17 protein-coding genes, 3 tRNA genes and 1 pseudogene are annotated in these 17,262 nt (G+C 59.9%); 17 read left to right on the top strand and 4 right to left on the bottom strand.

Annotated elements, in window-relative coordinates; all coding sequences use genetic code 11:
- Positions 1-24: 24 nt before the first annotated feature.
- The 6 genes from F2P46_RS16940 (at position 25) to F2P46_RS16915 (ending at position 4,228) form a co-directional block, all read left to right on the top strand.
- Positions 25-1,176 (top strand): SAM-dependent methyltransferase, encoded by a 1,152-nt coding sequence (locus F2P46_RS16940; protein WP_166891895.1) that lies wholly within the window; start codon positions 25-27, stop codon positions 1,174-1,176.
- 118 nt (positions 1,177-1,294) lie between these two features.
- A complete protein-coding gene (locus tag F2P46_RS16935) occupies positions 1,295-2,278 on the top strand; it encodes a J domain-containing protein (protein ID WP_166891893.1) in 984 nt (327 codons plus the stop codon).
- A 48-nt stretch (positions 2,279-2,326) separates the two neighbouring features.
- Entirely contained in the window at positions 2,327-2,719 is a 393-nt protein-coding gene (locus F2P46_RS16930) for a lysozyme inhibitor LprI family protein (RefSeq protein WP_166891890.1), read from the top strand.
- A gap of 67 nt (positions 2,720-2,786) precedes the next feature.
- Positions 2,787-3,155 carry a hypothetical protein gene (locus F2P46_RS16925; protein WP_208296663.1) on the top strand — a complete coding sequence of 123 codons (369 nt, stop codon included), beginning with the start codon at positions 2,787-2,789 and terminating at the stop codon, positions 3,153-3,155.
- A gap of 58 nt (positions 3,156-3,213) precedes the next feature.
- The gene (locus tag F2P46_RS16920) at positions 3,214-3,666 is read left to right on the top strand and encodes a hypothetical protein (protein WP_166891887.1); all 453 of its coding nucleotides are present in this window, start codon (positions 3,214-3,216) and stop codon (positions 3,664-3,666) included.
- A 43-nt stretch (positions 3,667-3,709) separates the two neighbouring features.
- Positions 3,710-4,228 carry an HAD family hydrolase gene (locus F2P46_RS16915; protein ID WP_166891884.1) on the top strand — a complete coding sequence of 173 codons (519 nt, stop codon included), beginning with the start codon at positions 3,710-3,712 and terminating at the stop codon, positions 4,226-4,228.
- Here F2P46_RS16915 and F2P46_RS16910 read toward each other — a convergent pair.
- The gene (locus tag F2P46_RS16910; RefSeq protein WP_166891881.1) at positions 4,209-4,592 is read right to left on the bottom strand and encodes a lysozyme inhibitor LprI family protein; all 384 of its coding nucleotides are present in this window, start codon (positions 4,590-4,592) and stop codon (positions 4,209-4,211) included. The two genes, F2P46_RS16915 and F2P46_RS16910, sit on opposite strands and share 20 nt — an antisense overlap.
- Before the next feature lie 124 nt (positions 4,593-4,716).
- Between F2P46_RS16910 and F2P46_RS16905 the strand changes: the two genes are divergently transcribed.
- Together F2P46_RS16905 and F2P46_RS16900 are read left to right on the top strand one after the other, a co-directional pair.
- Positions 4,717-5,301, top strand: a complete 585-nt coding sequence (locus F2P46_RS16905; RefSeq protein WP_166891876.1) for a hypothetical protein — start codon at positions 4,717-4,719, stop codon at positions 5,299-5,301.
- A 20-nt stretch (positions 5,302-5,321) separates the two neighbouring features.
- Positions 5,322-5,906: a hypothetical protein gene (locus F2P46_RS16900; RefSeq protein ID WP_166891874.1), complete on the top strand. Its 585-nt coding sequence runs from the start codon at positions 5,322-5,324 to the stop codon at positions 5,904-5,906.
- Between the two features lie 19 nt (positions 5,907-5,925).
- Here the strand turns inward: F2P46_RS16900 and F2P46_RS16895 are convergent.
- Positions 5,926-6,021, bottom strand: a pseudogene (locus F2P46_RS16895) (chemotaxis protein CheW); the annotation flags it as partial.
- A gap of 312 nt (positions 6,022-6,333) precedes the next feature.
- Here F2P46_RS16895 and F2P46_RS16890 point away from each other — a divergent pair.
- Both F2P46_RS16890 and F2P46_RS16885 read left to right on the top strand, forming a co-directional pair.
- A complete protein-coding gene (locus tag F2P46_RS16890; protein WP_208296662.1) occupies positions 6,334-7,263 on the top strand; it encodes a hypothetical protein in 930 nt (309 codons plus the stop codon).
- Between the two features lie 19 nt (positions 7,264-7,282).
- Positions 7,283-7,753, top strand: coding sequence for a hypothetical protein (locus F2P46_RS16885; protein WP_166891872.1), 471 nt, complete (start codon positions 7,283-7,285; stop codon positions 7,751-7,753).
- Between the two features lie 1,927 nt (positions 7,754-9,680).
- Here F2P46_RS16885 and F2P46_RS38820 read toward each other — a convergent pair.
- On the bottom strand, positions 9,681-10,424 hold the full coding sequence (locus F2P46_RS38820) for an ATP-binding protein (RefSeq protein ID WP_368737921.1): 744 nt from the start codon (positions 10,422-10,424) through the stop codon (positions 9,681-9,683).
- Between the two features lie 182 nt (positions 10,425-10,606).
- Complete coding sequence (locus F2P46_RS16875; RefSeq protein ID WP_166891866.1) at positions 10,607-11,113, bottom strand: chemotaxis protein CheW; 507 nt, start codon at positions 11,111-11,113, stop codon at positions 10,607-10,609.
- Between the two features lie 280 nt (positions 11,114-11,393).
- On the opposite strand from F2P46_RS16875, the gene F2P46_RS16870 reads away from it, so the two are divergent.
- From F2P46_RS16870 to F2P46_RS16840, 7 genes are all read left to right on the top strand, one after another.
- Entirely contained in the window at positions 11,394-13,004 is a 1,611-nt protein-coding gene (locus tag F2P46_RS16870) for a DUF3369 domain-containing protein (protein ID WP_166891863.1), read from the top strand.
- Between the two features lie 163 nt (positions 13,005-13,167).
- Positions 13,168-14,808: a response regulator gene (locus F2P46_RS16865; RefSeq protein WP_166891860.1), complete on the top strand. Its 1,641-nt coding sequence runs from the start codon at positions 13,168-13,170 to the stop codon at positions 14,806-14,808.
- Between the two features lie 23 nt (positions 14,809-14,831).
- Positions 14,832-16,388, top strand: a complete 1,557-nt coding sequence (locus tag F2P46_RS16860; protein ID WP_166891857.1) for an HDOD domain-containing protein — start codon at positions 14,832-14,834, stop codon at positions 16,386-16,388.
- Positions 16,389-16,603: 215 nt separating this feature from the next.
- Positions 16,604-16,688, top strand: a tRNA-Tyr gene (locus F2P46_RS16855).
- Between the two features lie 41 nt (positions 16,689-16,729).
- A tRNA-Gly gene (locus F2P46_RS16850) sits at positions 16,730-16,803 on the top strand.
- 57 nt (positions 16,804-16,860) lie between these two features.
- A tRNA-Thr gene (locus F2P46_RS16845) sits at positions 16,861-16,935 on the top strand.
- 104 nt (positions 16,936-17,039) lie between these two features.
- A partial coding sequence (locus tag F2P46_RS16840; protein WP_229505690.1) for a GTP-binding protein occupies positions 17,040-17,262 on the top strand: 223 nt, incomplete at its 3' end.

Below are 17,262 nucleotides of genomic sequence, written 5' to 3'. Positions count from 1 at the left end.
GGCCGTTGTCGCTACAATGCCCGCATGACCCTACCTGTCCCCGATAGCGACGCGCTGGCTGCGTCCCACGCCCTGCAAAACCTGATCGCCGCCGAGATCGCGCGCCACGACGGCGCGCTTTCCTTCACCCGCTTCATGGAGATGGCCCTGTACGCGCCCGGCCTGGGTTACTACACCGGCGGCGCCTCCAAGCTCGGCGCGGCCGGCGACTTTGTCACCGCGCCCGAAATCAGTTCCCTGTTCGGGGCCGCGCTGGCGCGGGTGGCCGCGCCCATCATGGCGCAGAGCGCGCCGGCCATTCTGGAATTCGGCGCCGGCACCGGCAAGCTGGCGCGCGACGTGCTCACCGCGCTGGCGGCCGATGGGGTGCACGTGGACAGCTACGCCATCATGGAACTGTCGGGCGAACTGCGCGCGCGCCAGCAGGAAGCGTTACAAGACTTTCCGCAGGTGCGCTGGCTCGATGATTTTCCGGCCTCGTTCGACGGCGTGGTGCTGGCCAACGAAGTGCTCGACGCCATGCCGGTGGCGCTGGTGCGCAAGGATGCCGACGGCTGGCGCGAGCTGATGGTGACGGTGGAAGAGGGCGAATTCGCGTACCTCCCGCGCGCGCCAGGGGACGAACTGGCGGCCCACATCGCGCGCCAGATTCCCGACGCCGACCTGCTGCCTGACGCTTACCTGACCGAAGTGCATCCGGTCGCCTGCGGCTTCATGGCTTCGCTGGCGCGCATGTTCGGCAAGGGCAAGGGCGCCGCCATCCTGCTCGACTATGGTTTTCCGGCGCACGAATACTATCTCGACCAGCGGATCGGCGGCACCCTGATGTGCCACTACCGCCACCATGCCCATCCGGAGCCGTTCTACCTGCCCGGTTTGCAGGACATTACCGCCCACGTCGATTTTACCGCCATGGCGCTGGCCGCCCAGGATGCCGGGCTCGAGGTGCTGGCCTACATGAACCAGGCCTCCTTCCTGCTCGGCGCCGGCATTGGCGAACTGCTGCTGCAGCGGCACGACCCGTCCGACCTGCTGGGCTATCTGCCGCAGTCCGGCGCCCTGCAAAAACTCGTTTCCCCGGCGGAAATGGGCGAATTGTTCAAGGTGCTGGTGGTCGGCAACGGCGTAGCCCTGCCGGACGTGCTGGTGCGGGCTGACCGCAGCCATCGTCTGTAGACTATCTGGCAACTTGCGCTAAAGCTACAATATGGACTTCGTGTTACGCCGGGCGGGCTTGCCGGCGTGACGACATCGGCTATCATGGACGACCGCCCGCTACTCCGACCCGACGACAATGGCCAAGATTCACACACATTATGACAACCTGAAGGTAGCGCGGCTGGCGCCGCAGGAAGTCATTCGTGCCGCCTACAAGGCCTTGAGCCAGAAGTACCATCCCGACAAGAACCCCGGCGACGACAAGGCCGCGCGCATCATGGCGATCCTCAACAGCGCCTACGGCACCTTGTCGGACCCGGTGCGGCGCAAGGAGCACGACGAGTGGATCGCGGCCGAGGAATGGGAAATCGAATGGCTTGAAAGCACGCGCGAGGACGGGCGCGAGAAGTCGCGTGCCGAGGCGGCGCCCGGGTGGGATGGGGCGCCGGTCGAGGTGCTGGCGCCGTACCGGGCCGTGCGCGACCCGCGCTGGTGGTTCGCTCTGATGCTGTGTTTCGGCCTCGGTTGCGCGGCCGGCGCGTTTTTCCTCGGCCAGGAGCGGGTGATGCCGGAGGCGCTGGCGTCGGCCATGGGTACGCAGCGGGCGGCGGCGCCGGCTTCCGCTTCGGCGCCGGCGCTGGTCGGGGCGCCGCCTGACGCGCGCACCGACAGCTGGGCCGTGGCCAAGCCGCAGGTGGCCGACGCCGGCGCCCGTCCGCCCGACATCCGCGCGCTGGGCGTGACCGAGCTGGTGGTGCCGGCGCGGGTGGCCGACTGCGAAACCGAACTGCATTCGCTGATCGCGCCCAACGGCGAGCCGTGGCCGGTGCAGTCGGGCTATGTGGACGGTTTCCCGGTTGGCAACCAGGGAGTGGAGACGCAGATCCGCATCGACAACACGCGCAACGGCTCGCCGGTGCTGGTCAAGGTGTTCGACCTGGACCGGCGTTCGAACGTGCGCCATGTGTACGTGCTGGCGCGCGACAGCTTCCTGGTCGAGCGCCTGGCGGCGGGCAAGTACGAGGTGCGCTACCAGAATGTGGACGTGGGCGGCAGCCAGGCCGAATGCGTGGGGCGGCGCAAGCAGGCCGCGGCTGCGCGCTCGTCAGAACCGGGTTAAGCCGGTCTTTTCATCCCGGGTGCGCCCGGACTTACCTGGATTTTCCTCATGACCGTATTGCGTACGATTTTTCTGCTGGCGCTGGCCGCCGGCGCCATGCCCGCCATCGCCCAGGATGGCGCGGACAGCAAGCAATACCGGCGCTGCATCGGCAAGGCAGTCAGCAACCCCGCCATCATGGAATGCATCGCTGTGCAATACGATACGGAGGACAAGCGCCTCAATGTCGCGTATCGGTCGCTGATGGCGCGCCAGCAGGGCGAGCGCAAGAAGCAGCTTCAGGAAGCCCAGCGGCTATGGCTGAAATACGTCGAGGCGAACTGCATGTTTTATCACGATCCCGACGGCGGCACGGCGGCGGTCTTGTTTGCCGAAGAGTGTTCGATGAGCGCCCGCGCCGCACGCGCGACCGAGCTCGAGGGGCTGGACCCGAGTCGTTGACCCGCGTCGCCATGGCTCTGGCCGATTCTCGTTTTGATACACAGCAATCCGCTCCCAGCGCACGGCCATGAAGCAGATCACCGAAGCGCGCCATCTGATCGACCAGGCCTGGCAGCGCCTGGAACACTGGGAGCGCAACATGGATGCCGCCCTGGCGCTGCTGGAGCAGGCGCGCGCCAGCCATCCGCGCGATGCCCAGGTGCTGACCTGCCTGGGGGCGGTGCTGTGCGACCGCGCGCTGTATCGCGAGGCCGAAAGCGTGCTGCGCGAGGCGCTGGCGCTGGGATCGCTCGATCGCCACACCACCTTCAACCTGGCGGTAGCGGTGGCCAACACCGGTACTCGCGGGCAGGCGCTGGCCTTGTTTCGCGCCGCCGCGAAGTTGCAGCCTTCGGCCGTCACATGGACCGCGTATTTCGATCCGCATGGAACCTGAGTCCGGCATGTTGCGAGCCTCGACCCGTACGTTAGCGACAACGCGTAGGATGCAAACGATGAAAAACCAACGAGATGACCGGCATCGGCGCCTGATTTTACTGAGCTGCATAGCGGCGCTACTGGGCGCCGCGATACTTCTTGAATGGAACGTCATTAGGTCGTTCCTGAAGCTTCGCGACATGCGCGTGCCTTATGCCGCATTTTTCCTGGCGCTGGTTTCCCTGGCGCTTGCGGTGCGCGCATCGCGAGCTGCCTGGCCACTGTGGAAAGCTTTTATAGGCGGGGCAGTGGTCGGCCAGCTGGCAGGAACGGTGTCGCTTTCACTCGCCAATTTGTTCATCCGAAATGGCATAGAGCGAAATCTTCAAGCTTTGCAGCGCGATCCCATCGGCTTGTTTTTGATGGATGGGGTTGTCGCGCTTGTACTGGGCGGGTGGCTGATTGCCGGCATCGCCTTTGTTGTTTATGAGATATTGTCACGACGATACCTTCATTCTGAAGGGCCGTGAAGAAGCGCCAGCTTGCGCCACGACGGGACCACCTTTGATTCGCATGGAACCTGAACCACGCCGCCTGCTCATTTTCGACCTCGACGAAACGCTGGTGCACGCCAGCGAGCTTGCGCTCGCCCATCCGTGCGACTTTGACGTGGGAACGTACCTGGTCTACCAGCGCCCGTTCGTGCGCGAACTGATCGAATTTGCCGCCGCGCGCTTCGACCTGGCGGTGTGGTCGTCGTCGAGCGCGGCTTACGTGGCGGCGGTGGTGGAGCACCTGTTCGCCGGCGTGCCGCTGCGCTTCGCCTGGTCGGTGGAGCGCTGCGTGCAGCGGGTCGATGCGCGCAGCAACAGCTATGTGTACATCAAGGATTTGCGCAAGGCGCAGAAGTTCGGCTATACGCTCGGGCGCATGAACATCATCGACGACAGTGCCGAGAAAATTGCCCGGCAGCCGCACTGCCATCTGCCTGTGGCGCCGTTCCTGGGGGCGTCCGACGATGTGGCGCTGCTGGAAATGCGGCAGGCGCTCCATGTGCTGCTGGGACACGATCTTAGTGTGACGGATCGTTGATCATGTCGTTCAAGTCCTTGTTGCGCTGCTTGGTCATCTGGTACAGGCACGACGAGTAGACCATCGGCTGCATGCTGCCCCCTTGGTACCTGTCGGCCTCATAAGTGCATTGCAGGTCGCGAAATTTAATCCAGGCCAGTTGCACGTTCTTAATCTGGGCTTTTTCCTTCGCATCCACTTTGCCCATCAGCTCCTTGTAATTCTTGTTCAGCAGAGCGTCTTCGCGCTCGGCATCTTTGCCGGAACACCTGTTCAGGTCGTACTGCGTTATCGGGTTCTTGCAGTCATCGGCCGCCGCTGCCGGATTGATCATGGCGACGGCGGTGAACAGGCCTGCGCACAGGGCGCGCATTGGAAATGTCATGGTTTTTTTTGAAAAATTAACTGAAAAGAAATCGTATCACGTCGGCCATCGAACCGCCCGTCGGGCAGGCAGGGTAGGATGTGCGGCTTTGTGTCCAGCCGCGACACCTCGACGAAAAACTTGTATGGAACTCGATACTGCATTAAAGAACTTTGCCGACGCCTTCGCAGCGGGACCGGAGAATAGCGGCGTCGTTCAGTGGCGCACGCCCGAGCCGATCGCCGAACCGATGCCGCTTGGCCCCATCGTCAAGGCGTACTACGCGCGCATGCGGCTGGGTGGCAGGCCGATGGTGGGCGGGGCGCTGATCCTGGACCTGATCGACCTCGACGACCTGGAAACCATCCAGCACGAGTGGGGATGGATGCGCGACAAAAGCGGCCAGGAGGTGGTCGATCCGAGCTGGAACAAGGACCGGATCATCATCGCTTACCGCCATGGCGATGCGGTCTCGGTCGATGGCGGCACCGCTGGCGGTGTTGTGCATGGCCACATCGGTGCATACAGCTGCAAGATCGCCGACGACCTGGCCAGCTTCTTCCAGGCCATGGCCGAGGCGATGGTCGTTGAGGCGACCACCTACGACTACGACGTCTGCGACGACGATTGCGGCAAGCTGCCGGCTTTTCTGGACGACATGCGCGCCATCGCCCGCCGTGTGCTCGGCCCTGCCGGCGAAGCGGGCTTCATGGAATTCTTTTTTGGTTAACCGTCACGGAGACAGTTTGCATGACACTTGATACTGCATTAAAAAATTTTGCGGCGGCATTCGCAGCGGGACCCGACAATTTCGGCACCGTGCAGTGGCGATCGCCCCAGCCGATCGCTGAACCGATGCCGCTCGGTCCCATCGTCAAGGCCTACTACGAGTGCATGCAGTTCGATGACAGGCCGATCATCGCCGGCGCACTGCAATTGCAGCTGTGGGACCTTGATATGCTCGAGACCATCCAGCATGAGTGGGGCTGGGTGCGCGACAAGAGCGGCCAGGACGTGGTCGATCCGCGCTGGAAGCAGGACCGGATCGTCATCGCTTACCGCAATGGCGACGCGCTGTCGGTGGACGGCGGCACCCCCGGCGGCGTGGTGCATGGCCATATCCGTTCCTACACCTGCAAGATCGCCGACGACCTGGTCAGCTTCTTCGAGGCCATGGCCGAGGCGATGCTGGTCGAAGCGAACACCTACGACTACGAGGTCTACGACGACGATTTCAACCCGCTACCGGGTTTTCTCGACGACATGCGCGCCATTGCCCGCCGCGTGCTCGGGCCGGAGGGCGAAACGGGTTTCATGAAATTTTTTTTCGGCTGAGCGGACCGCAGCTTGCGCCTCAGCTCGCCAGCGACTCGATCAGCCCCATGTCGGCCGACGACATCAGCTTGTCGATGTCGACCAGGATGAGCATGCGCGCGTAGATTGTGTTCACCGCGCAGGCCGCCGCCTTCGCCGCAGGACCGGAGAATCTGGATTCGGTTCAGTCACACGCGCCTGCAGTTGGACGGGCGCCCCATGCCAGCATAAACGATGTAAACACCTAAATTTCACACGGTCTATTTTGTGAACTAATGTATCTCAAGGATTTGACAGTTTGCCCAGTGGCTTGATTTGCTGGATTAACACTTGCTCTGACAGCTGCAATTAGGGCATATTCGTTAGTTATTATTCCGTAATTCTGCGATTCGGCGGCAACCGTGTTTGCTGTAGTGCAGTTGGTTGCCCAAAATAAGAACAGGACAGCATGATGCTTCAAACAAGTTTGGGCCCATTCAATGGCAATACATGGGAAGATCTCTGCCAACTGGTCTTTAAGAAGAAGTACGCGAACATAGGTTACCAGCAAATGGTTGCGTCGCCTGGAGACTTTGGTATAGAGGGATTTACGCTGCGTGAGGGGATGGGTTTTCAATGCTACTGCCCTGATAGTCACTATGATGCGACCGAACTTTATAATAAACAGCGTGACAAAATAACGAAGGACGTTGTTAAGCTAAAAACCTATGTCAAAGAGATTGGTCAGCGCATCGGCGATGTGAAGATTAAGGATTGGCATTTTGTAACCCCTGTAGTGGATAGAAATGCCTTGCTCGCTCATGCGCGAAGTAAAGAGGTCGAGGTGAGAAAGTGGAATGTCCCTGTACTGGCATCTGATTTTACGATACATTTACGCGATGCCGAATTTTATTTGACCGAGATTAATGAAATTAGATCGCTGAACGGCGAAGCCCTTAGTTTTGATACCTCGTCACCGACACTGCGTACTCTTGATGGTCCTCCAGAAGAGTATGAAGCGAACCTTCGGAGAAAGACTAAAATTAGGCTTCAACCTAAATCAAACCATCCACAAGTTGAAAAGCTTTTTTCAACCCTGTATGGTCAAGCCTATTCAGCATTTCTTGAGCACGGCCCACTACTACGCAGGATTGAAACCACTGCACCGGCGATCTATTTTAAGTTGCTACGGTTGGTCAGCGAGTATGAAGCTAATGTATTAGAGCTCGGGATGACTTGGAGTGGGACCGCTGACGAACTTGTAGTTATGGTTCGCGCAGGCTTATCAGAACGGATTTCTGCTCAGTTGGGTCCTCAGATTGATGTCACCGAAGCCGAGCGGATTTCGCGTCACGTCGTAGCACGCTGGTTAGCCGTTTGCGAACTTGATTTTATCTGAAATACTTCGAGGACATGTCATGGCAACTGATGATTTAATCGGATCGGCGAATGCGCAACTAAAGTTTACTCGCCGACCAAGCCCTATATTACCCGAGCATCGACTCATCTACAAAATTACGCAGATACTTCTTATGCTGTATTACTCGCGCGCGGGCAAATCTAGTCTGCTACGCTTGCATTTACTGAATTGGGCTAGCAAAACCCAACAGCGAATGCAGCATCTACGAATAGCAGTGCAGAAGCGTTCGTTGTCTTTACCGACTTGGGGCTTTGATCCAGCCGTTCCAATTGCTCTTCGGTACGCCCAAGCTGAAGGTTTAATTATGCAGACCTCAACTGGATACCAACTTGAAGAATTTGGTAGAAAATTTATCAAAAATGTTCTCGAAGACCCATCCATTTTCCAAGTTGAGCGAGAGGGGTTAATGGAGATTGGAAAGGGAATTACGGAAGGAATGGTCAACAGCGTCGCTAGGGACTGGGTGTAAAATGAAAATAAATGCGATCAAACTAAGAATTATTGCCGCTCAAGGAGAGTTTGGCTTCTTGATTCCATTCGGACGCGGGCTTACAATAATTCGCGGGAATAATTCTTCCGGCAAAAGCACCGTTTTTCTGAGCCTACTCTATGGCATGGGTATGGAGGAAATTGCCGGAGGAAAAAATGAGTTAGTACTACCTTACGCGGTGAAAAAATACTTTACTTACGGAGGCAGAGATATAGAGGTTATTGCGTCTGAAGTCTACGTCGAAGTCGAAAATGAAGCCGGGCAAGCAGTTACCTTCCGTCGTTCAATAAAGGACCACCAGAAAAGTTCAAAGCTCATTGAGATTCTCGACGGCGCAGTGCTTACTAAATCGCAAACGCCTACTCATATTCGCCCGACCTACCTCCATGACAGCGGCGGCGCGCAGAAGGCTGAAGGTTTTCATAATTTCCTGGAGCAGTTTCTAGGATACAAACTTCCATCGGTGCCCACCACATCTGGCGGCGAGACTAGGCTATATCTACAAGCTATCTTTGCAGCCTTGGCGGTGGAGCAAAAGCGCGGCTGGACCGATTACATAGCCAATATCCCGTTCTTCGGTATTAGAGATGCTCGGACGCGCGTTGTTGAATTTTTACTTGGACTAGACGTGTTCGAGACCAACGCGAAACGCAATCGTTTAAATTCTGAATCCGTCGAAATTGGCATACTTTGGGATAAGGGCTATCAACGGCTCCATACCCTTGTGAATGAGATTGGTGTGGTAATACAAGGAGTGCCAACGAAGGTGACGTCGCTATTCAACGCCTCCCTCGTTCAAATAAACAAACGTATCGGTCATGAAACGGTTCCCCTGCCTTCCTATATTGGCACTCAGCGTGAGGAGTACGCTCGCCTAAACCTCAAAGCGACCGTACACAAGAAATCTCCGTCGCATGAGGTGCAGGAAGAACTTGATAGCACGACAAAAGAACTCCAACGGCTTACGAATTTGTATGAGACTGCATCGGCAACTGAGGCATTGCAGCAGGCCTCGGTTAATGAGTACGAACAACTGTTCAAAGAAGCCGAGGAAGACTTAACGCGAAACAGAACAGTAAGAAAATTGCGCACTCTAGGTGCAACAACCTACAGCATCGAAGTCGCCAGTGATCGCTGCCCCACTTGCCATCAACACGTCGAAGACTCCATATTAGCGGAACTGATTGATAGCCCTCAGATGGATTTAGAAACAAATATTTCCTATCTGGAGAAGCAGGCTCGCATGCTAGACCGACAGATTGCGGGTGGCAGGCAGGCGATAGCCGAAACGGCGGGCCTCCTAAGGGAGCTCTCGAAGAGAACAACAGATGCACGTGTAAAGCTCAATGCTTTGCGATCCGACCTCGTCTCGGATGCCACAGTGTCTCGCGCCATAATGCGTCAGCAAATTCAAATCGAAATCGAGATCGAAAGACTGCAGAGAGCAGAGTCCGAAATTTCGGAAATTGTCGCGATGCTCGCCTCGATTGCGGTTCGTCTGCGCAACAATCAATCAGCACGGGCGGGGCTGCCTAAGGAATACTATTCCGATGAGGACTTGCGCAAGATACGGGTGTTTGAAAAACAATTCCGTGCAAACGCAAGCTCATTCGAATACAAGAGTGCTCGCATCGATGACATTCGTATCAACGACGACACCCTAATTCCTTATTTGGCCAACATGGAATTGAGGGAGATAGGCATCGAGCCAGCGAGGCTTAAAGCGTTGAAGGCGCAAACTCAAACCGGTACAGACATAAAGGCCGACTCGAGTGCGAGTGACTTTGTTCGCCTTATTTTGAGCTACCTTCTCGCGCTTCATCAAGCATCTTCGCTACCAAACGGTGGGGGGCGTCACCCTGGTCTGATTTTATTGGATGAACCTGGTCAGCACTCTATGGCACAGTCAAGCCAGCGCGCGCTTTTGCAAATACTTACAGCTAACCCCGGTCTGCAGGGAATTGTCGCAGCATCTTTTGACGAGTCTCCAGAGGTCTTCCGTGAGGTTACTGAGGGAGTCGAATTTACGCTCATTGAACTCGGAGAGAAATCTATTTGCCCGCTGTAGTCCAGTTGAGCCCTTCAGCAGCTCGTGTAATCCAGTGAGATATGAATGCGGTTCGGCGATCACCAGTTGCGACAAATATGCACCTAATGACCGAGAAATCCGACTTCGATCAGATGCGACCTTGCCGCCGTCTTTGAACAGCAATGTGCGTTGAAAGCAATGCTCGATATTTGAGCTTATGCTGACCTTCGCCTTCGCTTGAGCAACTCGGCGCTTCACATGCTCGTCGCCGGTCTCGATGCGCAGGTCGATCGCGCCGCCGTCCGGGGTGTACTTGGCGGCGTTATTGAGCAGGTTGCCGACGATCTGCACCAGCCGCTTGGCGTCGCCCAGCACCGTGGTGCCGTGCGGCTGCAGGTCGATGGAAAGCGTGTGGGCCTTGCCCCAGATCAGCGGGCCGCTTTGCTCGACGGCGTCGGCGACGATGTCGCGCAGGTCGAGCGGCGCTGTTTCGAGCTTGACCACGCCGCCGGTCACGCGCGAGACATCCAGCAGGTCGTCGACCAGATGCCGCATGTGGCCGACCTGGCGGCTGATGATTTCGCTGGTCTTGCGCACCCGCGCCTCGTCGAATTTACCCATTCAGTTTTTCCTTGACCGGACGAGCGGATTTTACTTGAGCGCTTTGCATACGCCCGTTGCCCGCGTCTCTCGATGAGAGACGCCTGATCACCCGCCGCGTGCTCGGCCCGCAGGGCGAGGAGGGCTTCATGACATTCTTTTTCGGCTGAACGCAGCGGCCTGCGCGCTGCCGCTCCCACGCCTCAGCTCGCCAGCGACTCGATCAGCCCCATGTCGGCCGACGACATCAGCTTGTCGATATCGACCAGAATGAGCATGCGCGCGTCGATGGTGCCCAGCCCGATCAAATAGTCGGACCCGAAGGCGGTGCCCATTTCCGGCGCCGGCTTGACTTGCTCGGGGGTGAGGGTGGTGACGTCGCTGACGCTGTCGACCACCATGCCCATCACGCGCCCGGCGATATTGAGGATGATGACCACGGTGAACTGGTCGTACACCGGCGTGCCCAGGTTGAACTTGATGCGCATGTCGACCACGGGAATGATAATCCCACGCAGGTTGATCACGCCCTTGATGAATTCCGGCGCGTTGGCAATCCGCGTCACCGCCTCATAGCCGCGGATTTCCTGTACCTTGAGGATGTCGATGCCGTATTCTTCCGAGCCGAGCGTGAACGCCAGGAACTCGTGGCCCGCGATATCCTTGCCGGATGGCCCGCCACCGGCTACAGTCGAAGAAGGAACTTGCATAAGTGATCCTTGTCAAAGCGGCGCCGCGGCGGACGCCTGTGCTTTCCAAGAGTAGCAGATGCGGCGCCAAATGACGAGCGGTGCTGTTGCCAGCTCGCAAAATATGAATGCGCTCGTGCTCGACTTCGACAAAACATTGTTTATAATTTGATTGGTAAAAAGCTGGCAGTGCCGATGTTACAGTTGCACTGTTTGCTTAAAGTTACGGTCGGGCAGGAAGCAGCTGTTTTGATTCGCATCGCGTACGCCGCCCCGCAGACGGGGCCTTCATGGAGCCTGTATGACCGACCCTTCAGATGCATCGGACGCCTCGGACGCCTTGGACGATAACTGGCTGCTCGACGAAGACGACGAGTCCGGCGGCGACGCCAACACCGCCCCGATCGACCAGCGCCTGTGGCGCGTGCTGATCGTCGACGATGATGTCGATGTGCACGCGGTCACCCGGCTGGCGCTGCGCAATGTGGCGTTCAAGGGGCGCGAGCTCGAACTGTTTTCCGCCTACAGCGGGGCCGAGGGCTTCCGCATCCTGCGCGACACGCCCGACATCGCCCTGGTCTTGCTCGACGTGGTCATGGAAACCGATGACGCCGGCCTGATCCTGGCGCGCCGCATCCGCGAGGAACTGAACAACCAGATCGTGCGCGTGGTGTTGCGCACCGGCCAGCCGGGCCAGGCGCCCGAGCAGCGCGTGATCATCGAATACGACATCAACGACTACAAGGCCAAGACCGAGCTGACCACGCAGAAGCTGTTTACCACCGTCATCTCGGCCCTGCGCGCCTACGAGAGCCTGATGATGCTCGAACGCAGCCGCATCGGTCTCGGCAAGATCCTGGCCGGCGCCACCAACCTGTACCAGATCCATTCCCTGCGCGAATTCGCCTCGGGCGTGCTGAACCAGGTCAGCGCGATCCTCGACGTGGGCGCCGACGGCGTGCTGTGCGTGATGTCGGCCGTCACCGGCGGGCCGACCGTGGTGGCCGCCACCGGCCACTACACGGCGCTGGCCGACAGCGAGGCGCTGCCGGCCGACCATCCCTTGATGCCGGCGATCGTTAAGGCCTTCCGCGAAAAGCAGAGCCAGTTCGAGCATCCGGCCAACGTGCTCTACATCCACACCCAGGAAGAGCGCCAGCTGTGCATTTCGGTCACGCCGCCGTGGCCGCTGGCGCCGATCCAGCGCGACCTGCTGGAAGTGTTTTGCCAGCGCATCGCGGCCGCCTTCGACAATCTGTACATGTTCGGCCAGCTGCGCCGCGCCCAGGAAGCGACCGTGGTGGCCCTGGCCGACCTGGCCGAGTTCCGCGACCATGGCACCGGCGGCCATGTGCGGCGGGTCCAGGACTTGTCGTCACGCATCGCGCAGCGCATGAAGCAGCGCGGCGTGGACGATCCGGGCCTGAGCCCGCAATTGCTTGAAATGATCGGCCTGGCCAGCATCCTGCACGATGTGGGCAAGGTGTCCACGCCCGACCAGGTGCTGCTCAAACCGGCCGCGCACACGCCCGAGGAGCGGCGCGTGATGCAAACCCACGCCCAGATCGGCCGTTCGATCCTGGAGCGCGCCGCCAGCATGGTCGACGGCGTGAGCTACCTGACCTACGGCGCCCAGATCGCCGGCGCCCATCACGAGCATTTCGACGGTGGCGGCTATCCCGAGGGCCTTAGCGGGCGCGACATTCCACTGTCGGCGCGCATCGTGGCCGTGGTCGACGTGTTCGATGCGCTGCTGCACCGGCGCCCGTACAAGGAACCGTGGCCGCATCCGGACGTGGTGAGCTACATCGGCGAGCGCAGCGGGACCCAGTTCGATCCCGAGGTGGTGGCCGCCCTGCTCGAGATCATCGAAACCAGCCCGCCCATGCTGGTCGACATCGAGGACGATTGATCCGACCCCGTAGCGGGGCTGGTGTCGTATTCCTGCATCGGCTTCGCCGTTCCGCACGGCGGAATTCAACTATTTCGTTCCCCTGCCGTAATATAGAAAAACCAGTGTGCCGACTTTCTTAGCGGACCCATGGGCCGCCACAAGCTGATCGGAAAAACAAGAGATGAACGAACTCGAGGGACTGACCGCGTTGATTGTGGAGCCGCATGCGGGCATGCGCGCCAGCATCCACAACATGTTGACCCTGTGCGGCCTGAGCAAGATCGATCATGCCGCCAGTTCCAACGCCGCCATCAAGCACCTGGGCCTGAAATCGTTCGACGTGGTGCTGTGCGAATACGACCTCGACGGCGGCCAGGATGGCCAGCAGTTGCTGGAAGACTTGCGCCACCATCAGCTGATGTCCATGACGACCATGTTCATCATGGTCACCGCCGAAGGCAATTACAGCAAGGTGGTCAGCGCGGCCGAACTGGCGCCCACCGATTACATCCTCAAGCCGTTCACGGCCGACTTGCTGCTCGAACGCATCGGGCGCGCGCTCGACAAGCGCAATGTGTTCATGCCTGTGTATCAATTGATGGAGGAGGGCAACCAGCGCGAAGCGATCGACGCCTGCGTCGACGGCATGCGCCTGCACCCGCGCTACGCGGTCGATTTCCTGCGCCTGCGCGCCGAGCTGCACCTGTTCCTGGGCGAACCGGAGCTGGCCGAACCGATCTACCAGCAACTGTTCGACGCCAAGGCCATCGCCTGGGCCAGGCTGGGCCTGGCCAAGACCCTGTTCCTGCGCGAGCGCTTCGACGAGGCCAGGGACATCCTGACCTCGCTGGTCGAGAGCAACAAGAAATTCGTCGACGCCTACGACTGGCTGGCGCGCACGCACGCGGCCATCGGCGAGCTGGACAAGTCGCAGGCGGTCCTCTCCGACGCGGTGGCGGTCTCGCCACACGCTGTGCGGCGCCTGCGCAAGCTCGGGGAAGTGGCGCTCGAAACGGGCGACACCGACACCGCCGAAAAAGTGCTCAAGCAAGTGGTGAGCAAGGCCAAGTATTCGACCTTCCGTGATCCGGAAGACCACCTCAAGCTGGTGCAGACCCTGGTGAAGAAGGGCGACCCGGTGCAGGCGGCGGCCGTGATCCGCGACCTCGACAAGTCGATGGGCGGGCAAAAGAACACGGCCGTGTGCAGTGCCATTTCATCGGCTATGGTGCATGAGTACACCGGCAACGATGTGCGCCTGGAAGAGTCGCTCAGCGCCGCGCTGACGGCGTGCCGCCTGACCAGCGGGCTCTCGCCCGAGGTCAAGATGGAGCTGGCGCGCAACTGTTTGCAAAACAATATGGAAGACGGCGCGGCCGAGGTCATGAGCGAGGTGATGCGCAACGCCGCCAACGGCGCCGTCATGGCCAAGGCGATGGCGGTGTTCGAGCAGGCCGGGCGCACCGACCTGGCCCTGTCGGTGGCGCACGACAGCCGCCAGGCCGTGGTCGACCTGGTGGCGGCCGGCGCGGCCAAGGCCAACGAGGGCGACTACCGCGGCTCGGTCGAGCTGATGTTAGAGGCGGTCGGCAAGCTGCCCGACAACCCGCAAGTGGTCTTCAATGCCGCCGTCGCCGTGCTCAAGTGCCTGGAAAATGTCGGCTGGGACGCCTTGCTGGCCCAGGATGCGCTGGGGCTGATCGACAATGTGCGCCGGCTCGACCCGGTCAACCCCAAATTGGCGGCCCTGGCCGGCCTGCATCAGCAGATCCTGACCAAATACGACAAAGGTGTGCGCAGGAAAGCCGGCGCGCCCGCTTGATTGTCGCCTCACTTCGATTGCCCATGTCCAGCGTTTCTCCTCCTCCGGCTTCACCCGCTTATTCCGACGGCGACACGCGCCGCGTGCGCGCCTCCCTGATCCACAAGGTCTGCGGCGACGAAGACATGTTCGCCCTGGGCGCCTCGGTGGCGCGGGTGGTCGAGATGGCCTCGTCCGAGGACGAGGGCACGCACGACCTGGCCTATTACGTGCTGTCGGACGTGGCCCTGACCCAGCGCATCCTGCGCTTGTCCAACACGCCGACCTACCGCACCAAGTCCGGCACCACCGTCACCACGATTTCGCGTGCCATCTCGCTGCTCGGCTTCGATAATGTGCGCACTACCGCGCTGGCCATGCTGCTGGTGGACGCCTTGTCCAACAGCGCGCACGCCACCAGCGTGCGCATCGAGCTCGAAGCGGCCCTGTGCGCCAGCCTGGTGGGCCGCGAAATGGCGCGCCACAGCTTTTACCAGGGCGCCGAGGAAGCCTCGATCGGGGCCTTGTTCAAGAACCTCGGCCCGCTGCTGGTGGCTTCGCACGAGCACGACCGCTATCGCGAGATCAACGCCCTGGTCAAGGGCGGCACCCACAGCGTGGGCCAGGCCTCGCAGATGATCCTGGGATCGAGTTACGACGCGCTGTCGCAGGCGGTGATGGCGGAGTGGAAGATTCCGGACGTCATCGTCCGCTCGCTCAGTCCCTTGCAGGCGGGCGCGCAGAAGGTGGCGATCAACCGCGGCGAGTGGATGCGCCAGGTGGCGTCGTTCTCGATGGAAGTGTCGCGCCTGCTGGGGCGTTCGGCCAGTCCGGCTGAGAGCAAGGAGTTCCAGGCCTTGCAGCTGCGCTATGGGGTGGCGCTGAACCTGACCGCCGAGCAGATGAAGGACTTGTTCGAGACGGTCCAGAGCGAGATGACGGCGCTGCTGCGCAGCATGAACATGGAGCCGCAGCCGCGCGACGAGGAAACGGCGGACGCCAGCGGCTTGCCGAATGTGCTGCTGCTGGCGACCATGGATGCGGGCGAGGGCGGGGAGGGCAAGGCCCATCCGAGCGGCAAGCCGCACAATGCGCGCGAGTTGCTGCTGGCCGGGGTGCAGGATGTGACGCAACTGCGCGCCGGCGGCGAAGCCAAGGTCAACGATGTCATCCTGGCGGTGCTGGAGACGGTGTACAGGAGCATGGGATTCCGTTTTGCCACGGTGTGCCTGAAAGACGCGCGCAGCGGGCAGTACCGGGCGCGGGTGGCGTTCGGGGAGGATCATGCGCGCTTGCAGGCGGGGTTTGCCTTTCCGATGGGCGCGGCGCGCGATTTGTTCCATCTGGCCATGGAGAATGATGCCGATTTGATGATCGCGGACGCCGCCAGTCCCAAGATCCGCGATTTGCTGCCGGCCTGGCACCGCGCCCTGCTGCCGGACGCCAGGAGCTTCATCGTGCTGCCGCTGGTGGTGAGCAAGGTGCAGGTGGGCTTGTTCTACGCCGACCGCGCCGTGGTGGCGCCGGAGGGCGTGCCGCCGGACGAGACGTCGCTGATCAAGGCCCTGAAAGGGCAGGTGCTGCTGGCGCTGGCGCCCTGAGCTAGAGGTAGCCCCGTCATTCCCGCCTGCGCGGGAATGACGCGGCCCTCCCCTCCAAAAAAAGATTTCACCTTTTTTCGCCAAGCCCTTGCACATTCCGATATCTTCCCGTTACAATCACGCCCCGAAGCAAGAGGTCAGTGAGATAGCAGAAAGCACCCTGCAAATATAATTGACAGAAGATTGATCTTGCTTCATACTCTGCGGTTCCTCGCGGAGGGGTGGCCGAGTGGTTAAAGGCGACAGACTGTAAATCTGTTCTCTATGAGTACGCTGGTTCGAATCCAGCCCCCTCCACCAAGTTGTTGCAGAAGATGTTGTAGTCGGTGAAGTAGTAACTCGCGGGTGTAGCTCAATGGTAGAGCAGAAGCCTTCCAAGCTTACGACGAGGGTTCGATTCCCTTCACCCGCTCCAGTGCTTCATGCAATGCGCGATCGGTGGCAGCAAGATCGCAAATCGTAGTACCTAATCGCCCTTTTAGCTCAGTGGTAGAGCACTCCCTTGGTAAGGGAGAGGCCACGTGTTCAATCCACGTAAAGGGCACCAGAATTCAGTGCTTTATGGCACTTGCGGCACTCGCAACATTCGCAGTATTCAATAGTTAGTCAGGCGCGTGCCTGGTCACACTCAAAAATCGTTAGGAGTCTAAAATGGCAAAAGGTAAATTCGAACGGACCAAGCCGCACGTCAACGTCGGTACCATCGGACACGTTGATCACGGCAAGACCACCCTGACGGCAGCGATCGCAACCGTTCTGTCGAAGAAATTCGGCGGCGAAGCAAAAGCATACGACCAGATCGATGCAGCACCGGAAGAAAAAGCACGCGGCATCACCATCAACACCGCGCACGTCGAGTACGAAACGGCTAACC

Source organism: Massilia sp. CCM 8734, from assembly GCF_011682155.1.
Classification (GTDB): domain Bacteria; phylum Pseudomonadota; class Gammaproteobacteria; order Burkholderiales; family Burkholderiaceae_D; genus Telluria_A; species Telluria_A rubra.
Note: the sequence above shows the minus strand (reverse complement) of the source record. Positions and strands in the feature narration are given on the sequence as shown.

Coding starts and splice junctions, on each gene's coding strand:
- F2P46_RS16940 (WP_166891895.1), top strand. CDS start 25: ATGACCCTACCTGTCCCCGATAGCGACGCGCTGGCTGCGTCCCACGCC.
- F2P46_RS16935 (WP_166891893.1), top strand. CDS start 1,295: ATGGCCAAGATTCACACACATTATGACAACCTGAAGGTAGCGCGGCTG.
- F2P46_RS16930 (WP_166891890.1), top strand. CDS start 2,327: ATGACCGTATTGCGTACGATTTTTCTGCTGGCGCTGGCCGCCGGCGCC.
- F2P46_RS16925 (WP_208296663.1), top strand. CDS start 2,787: ATGAAGCAGATCACCGAAGCGCGCCATCTGATCGACCAGGCCTGGCAG.
- F2P46_RS16920 (WP_166891887.1), top strand. CDS start 3,214: ATGAAAAACCAACGAGATGACCGGCATCGGCGCCTGATTTTACTGAGC.
- F2P46_RS16915 (WP_166891884.1), top strand. CDS start 3,710: ATGGAACCTGAACCACGCCGCCTGCTCATTTTCGACCTCGACGAAACG.
- F2P46_RS16910 (WP_166891881.1), bottom strand. CDS start 4,592: ATGACATTTCCAATGCGCGCCCTGTGCGCAGGCCTGTTCACCGCCGTC.
- F2P46_RS16905 (WP_166891876.1), top strand. CDS start 4,717: ATGGAACTCGATACTGCATTAAAGAACTTTGCCGACGCCTTCGCAGCG.
- F2P46_RS16900 (WP_166891874.1), top strand. CDS start 5,322: ATGACACTTGATACTGCATTAAAAAATTTTGCGGCGGCATTCGCAGCG.
- F2P46_RS16890 (WP_208296662.1), top strand. CDS start 6,334: ATGATGCTTCAAACAAGTTTGGGCCCATTCAATGGCAATACATGGGAA.
- F2P46_RS16885 (WP_166891872.1), top strand. CDS start 7,283: ATGGCAACTGATGATTTAATCGGATCGGCGAATGCGCAACTAAAGTTT.
- F2P46_RS38820 (WP_368737921.1), bottom strand. CDS start 10,424: ATGGGTAAATTCGACGAGGCGCGGGTGCGCAAGACCAGCGAAATCATC.
- F2P46_RS16875 (WP_166891866.1), bottom strand. CDS start 11,113: ATGCAAGTTCCTTCTTCGACTGTAGCCGGTGGCGGGCCATCCGGCAAG.
- F2P46_RS16870 (WP_166891863.1), top strand. CDS start 11,394: ATGACCGACCCTTCAGATGCATCGGACGCCTCGGACGCCTTGGACGAT.
- F2P46_RS16865 (WP_166891860.1), top strand. CDS start 13,168: ATGAACGAACTCGAGGGACTGACCGCGTTGATTGTGGAGCCGCATGCG.
- F2P46_RS16860 (WP_166891857.1), top strand. CDS start 14,832: ATGTCCAGCGTTTCTCCTCCTCCGGCTTCACCCGCTTATTCCGACGGC.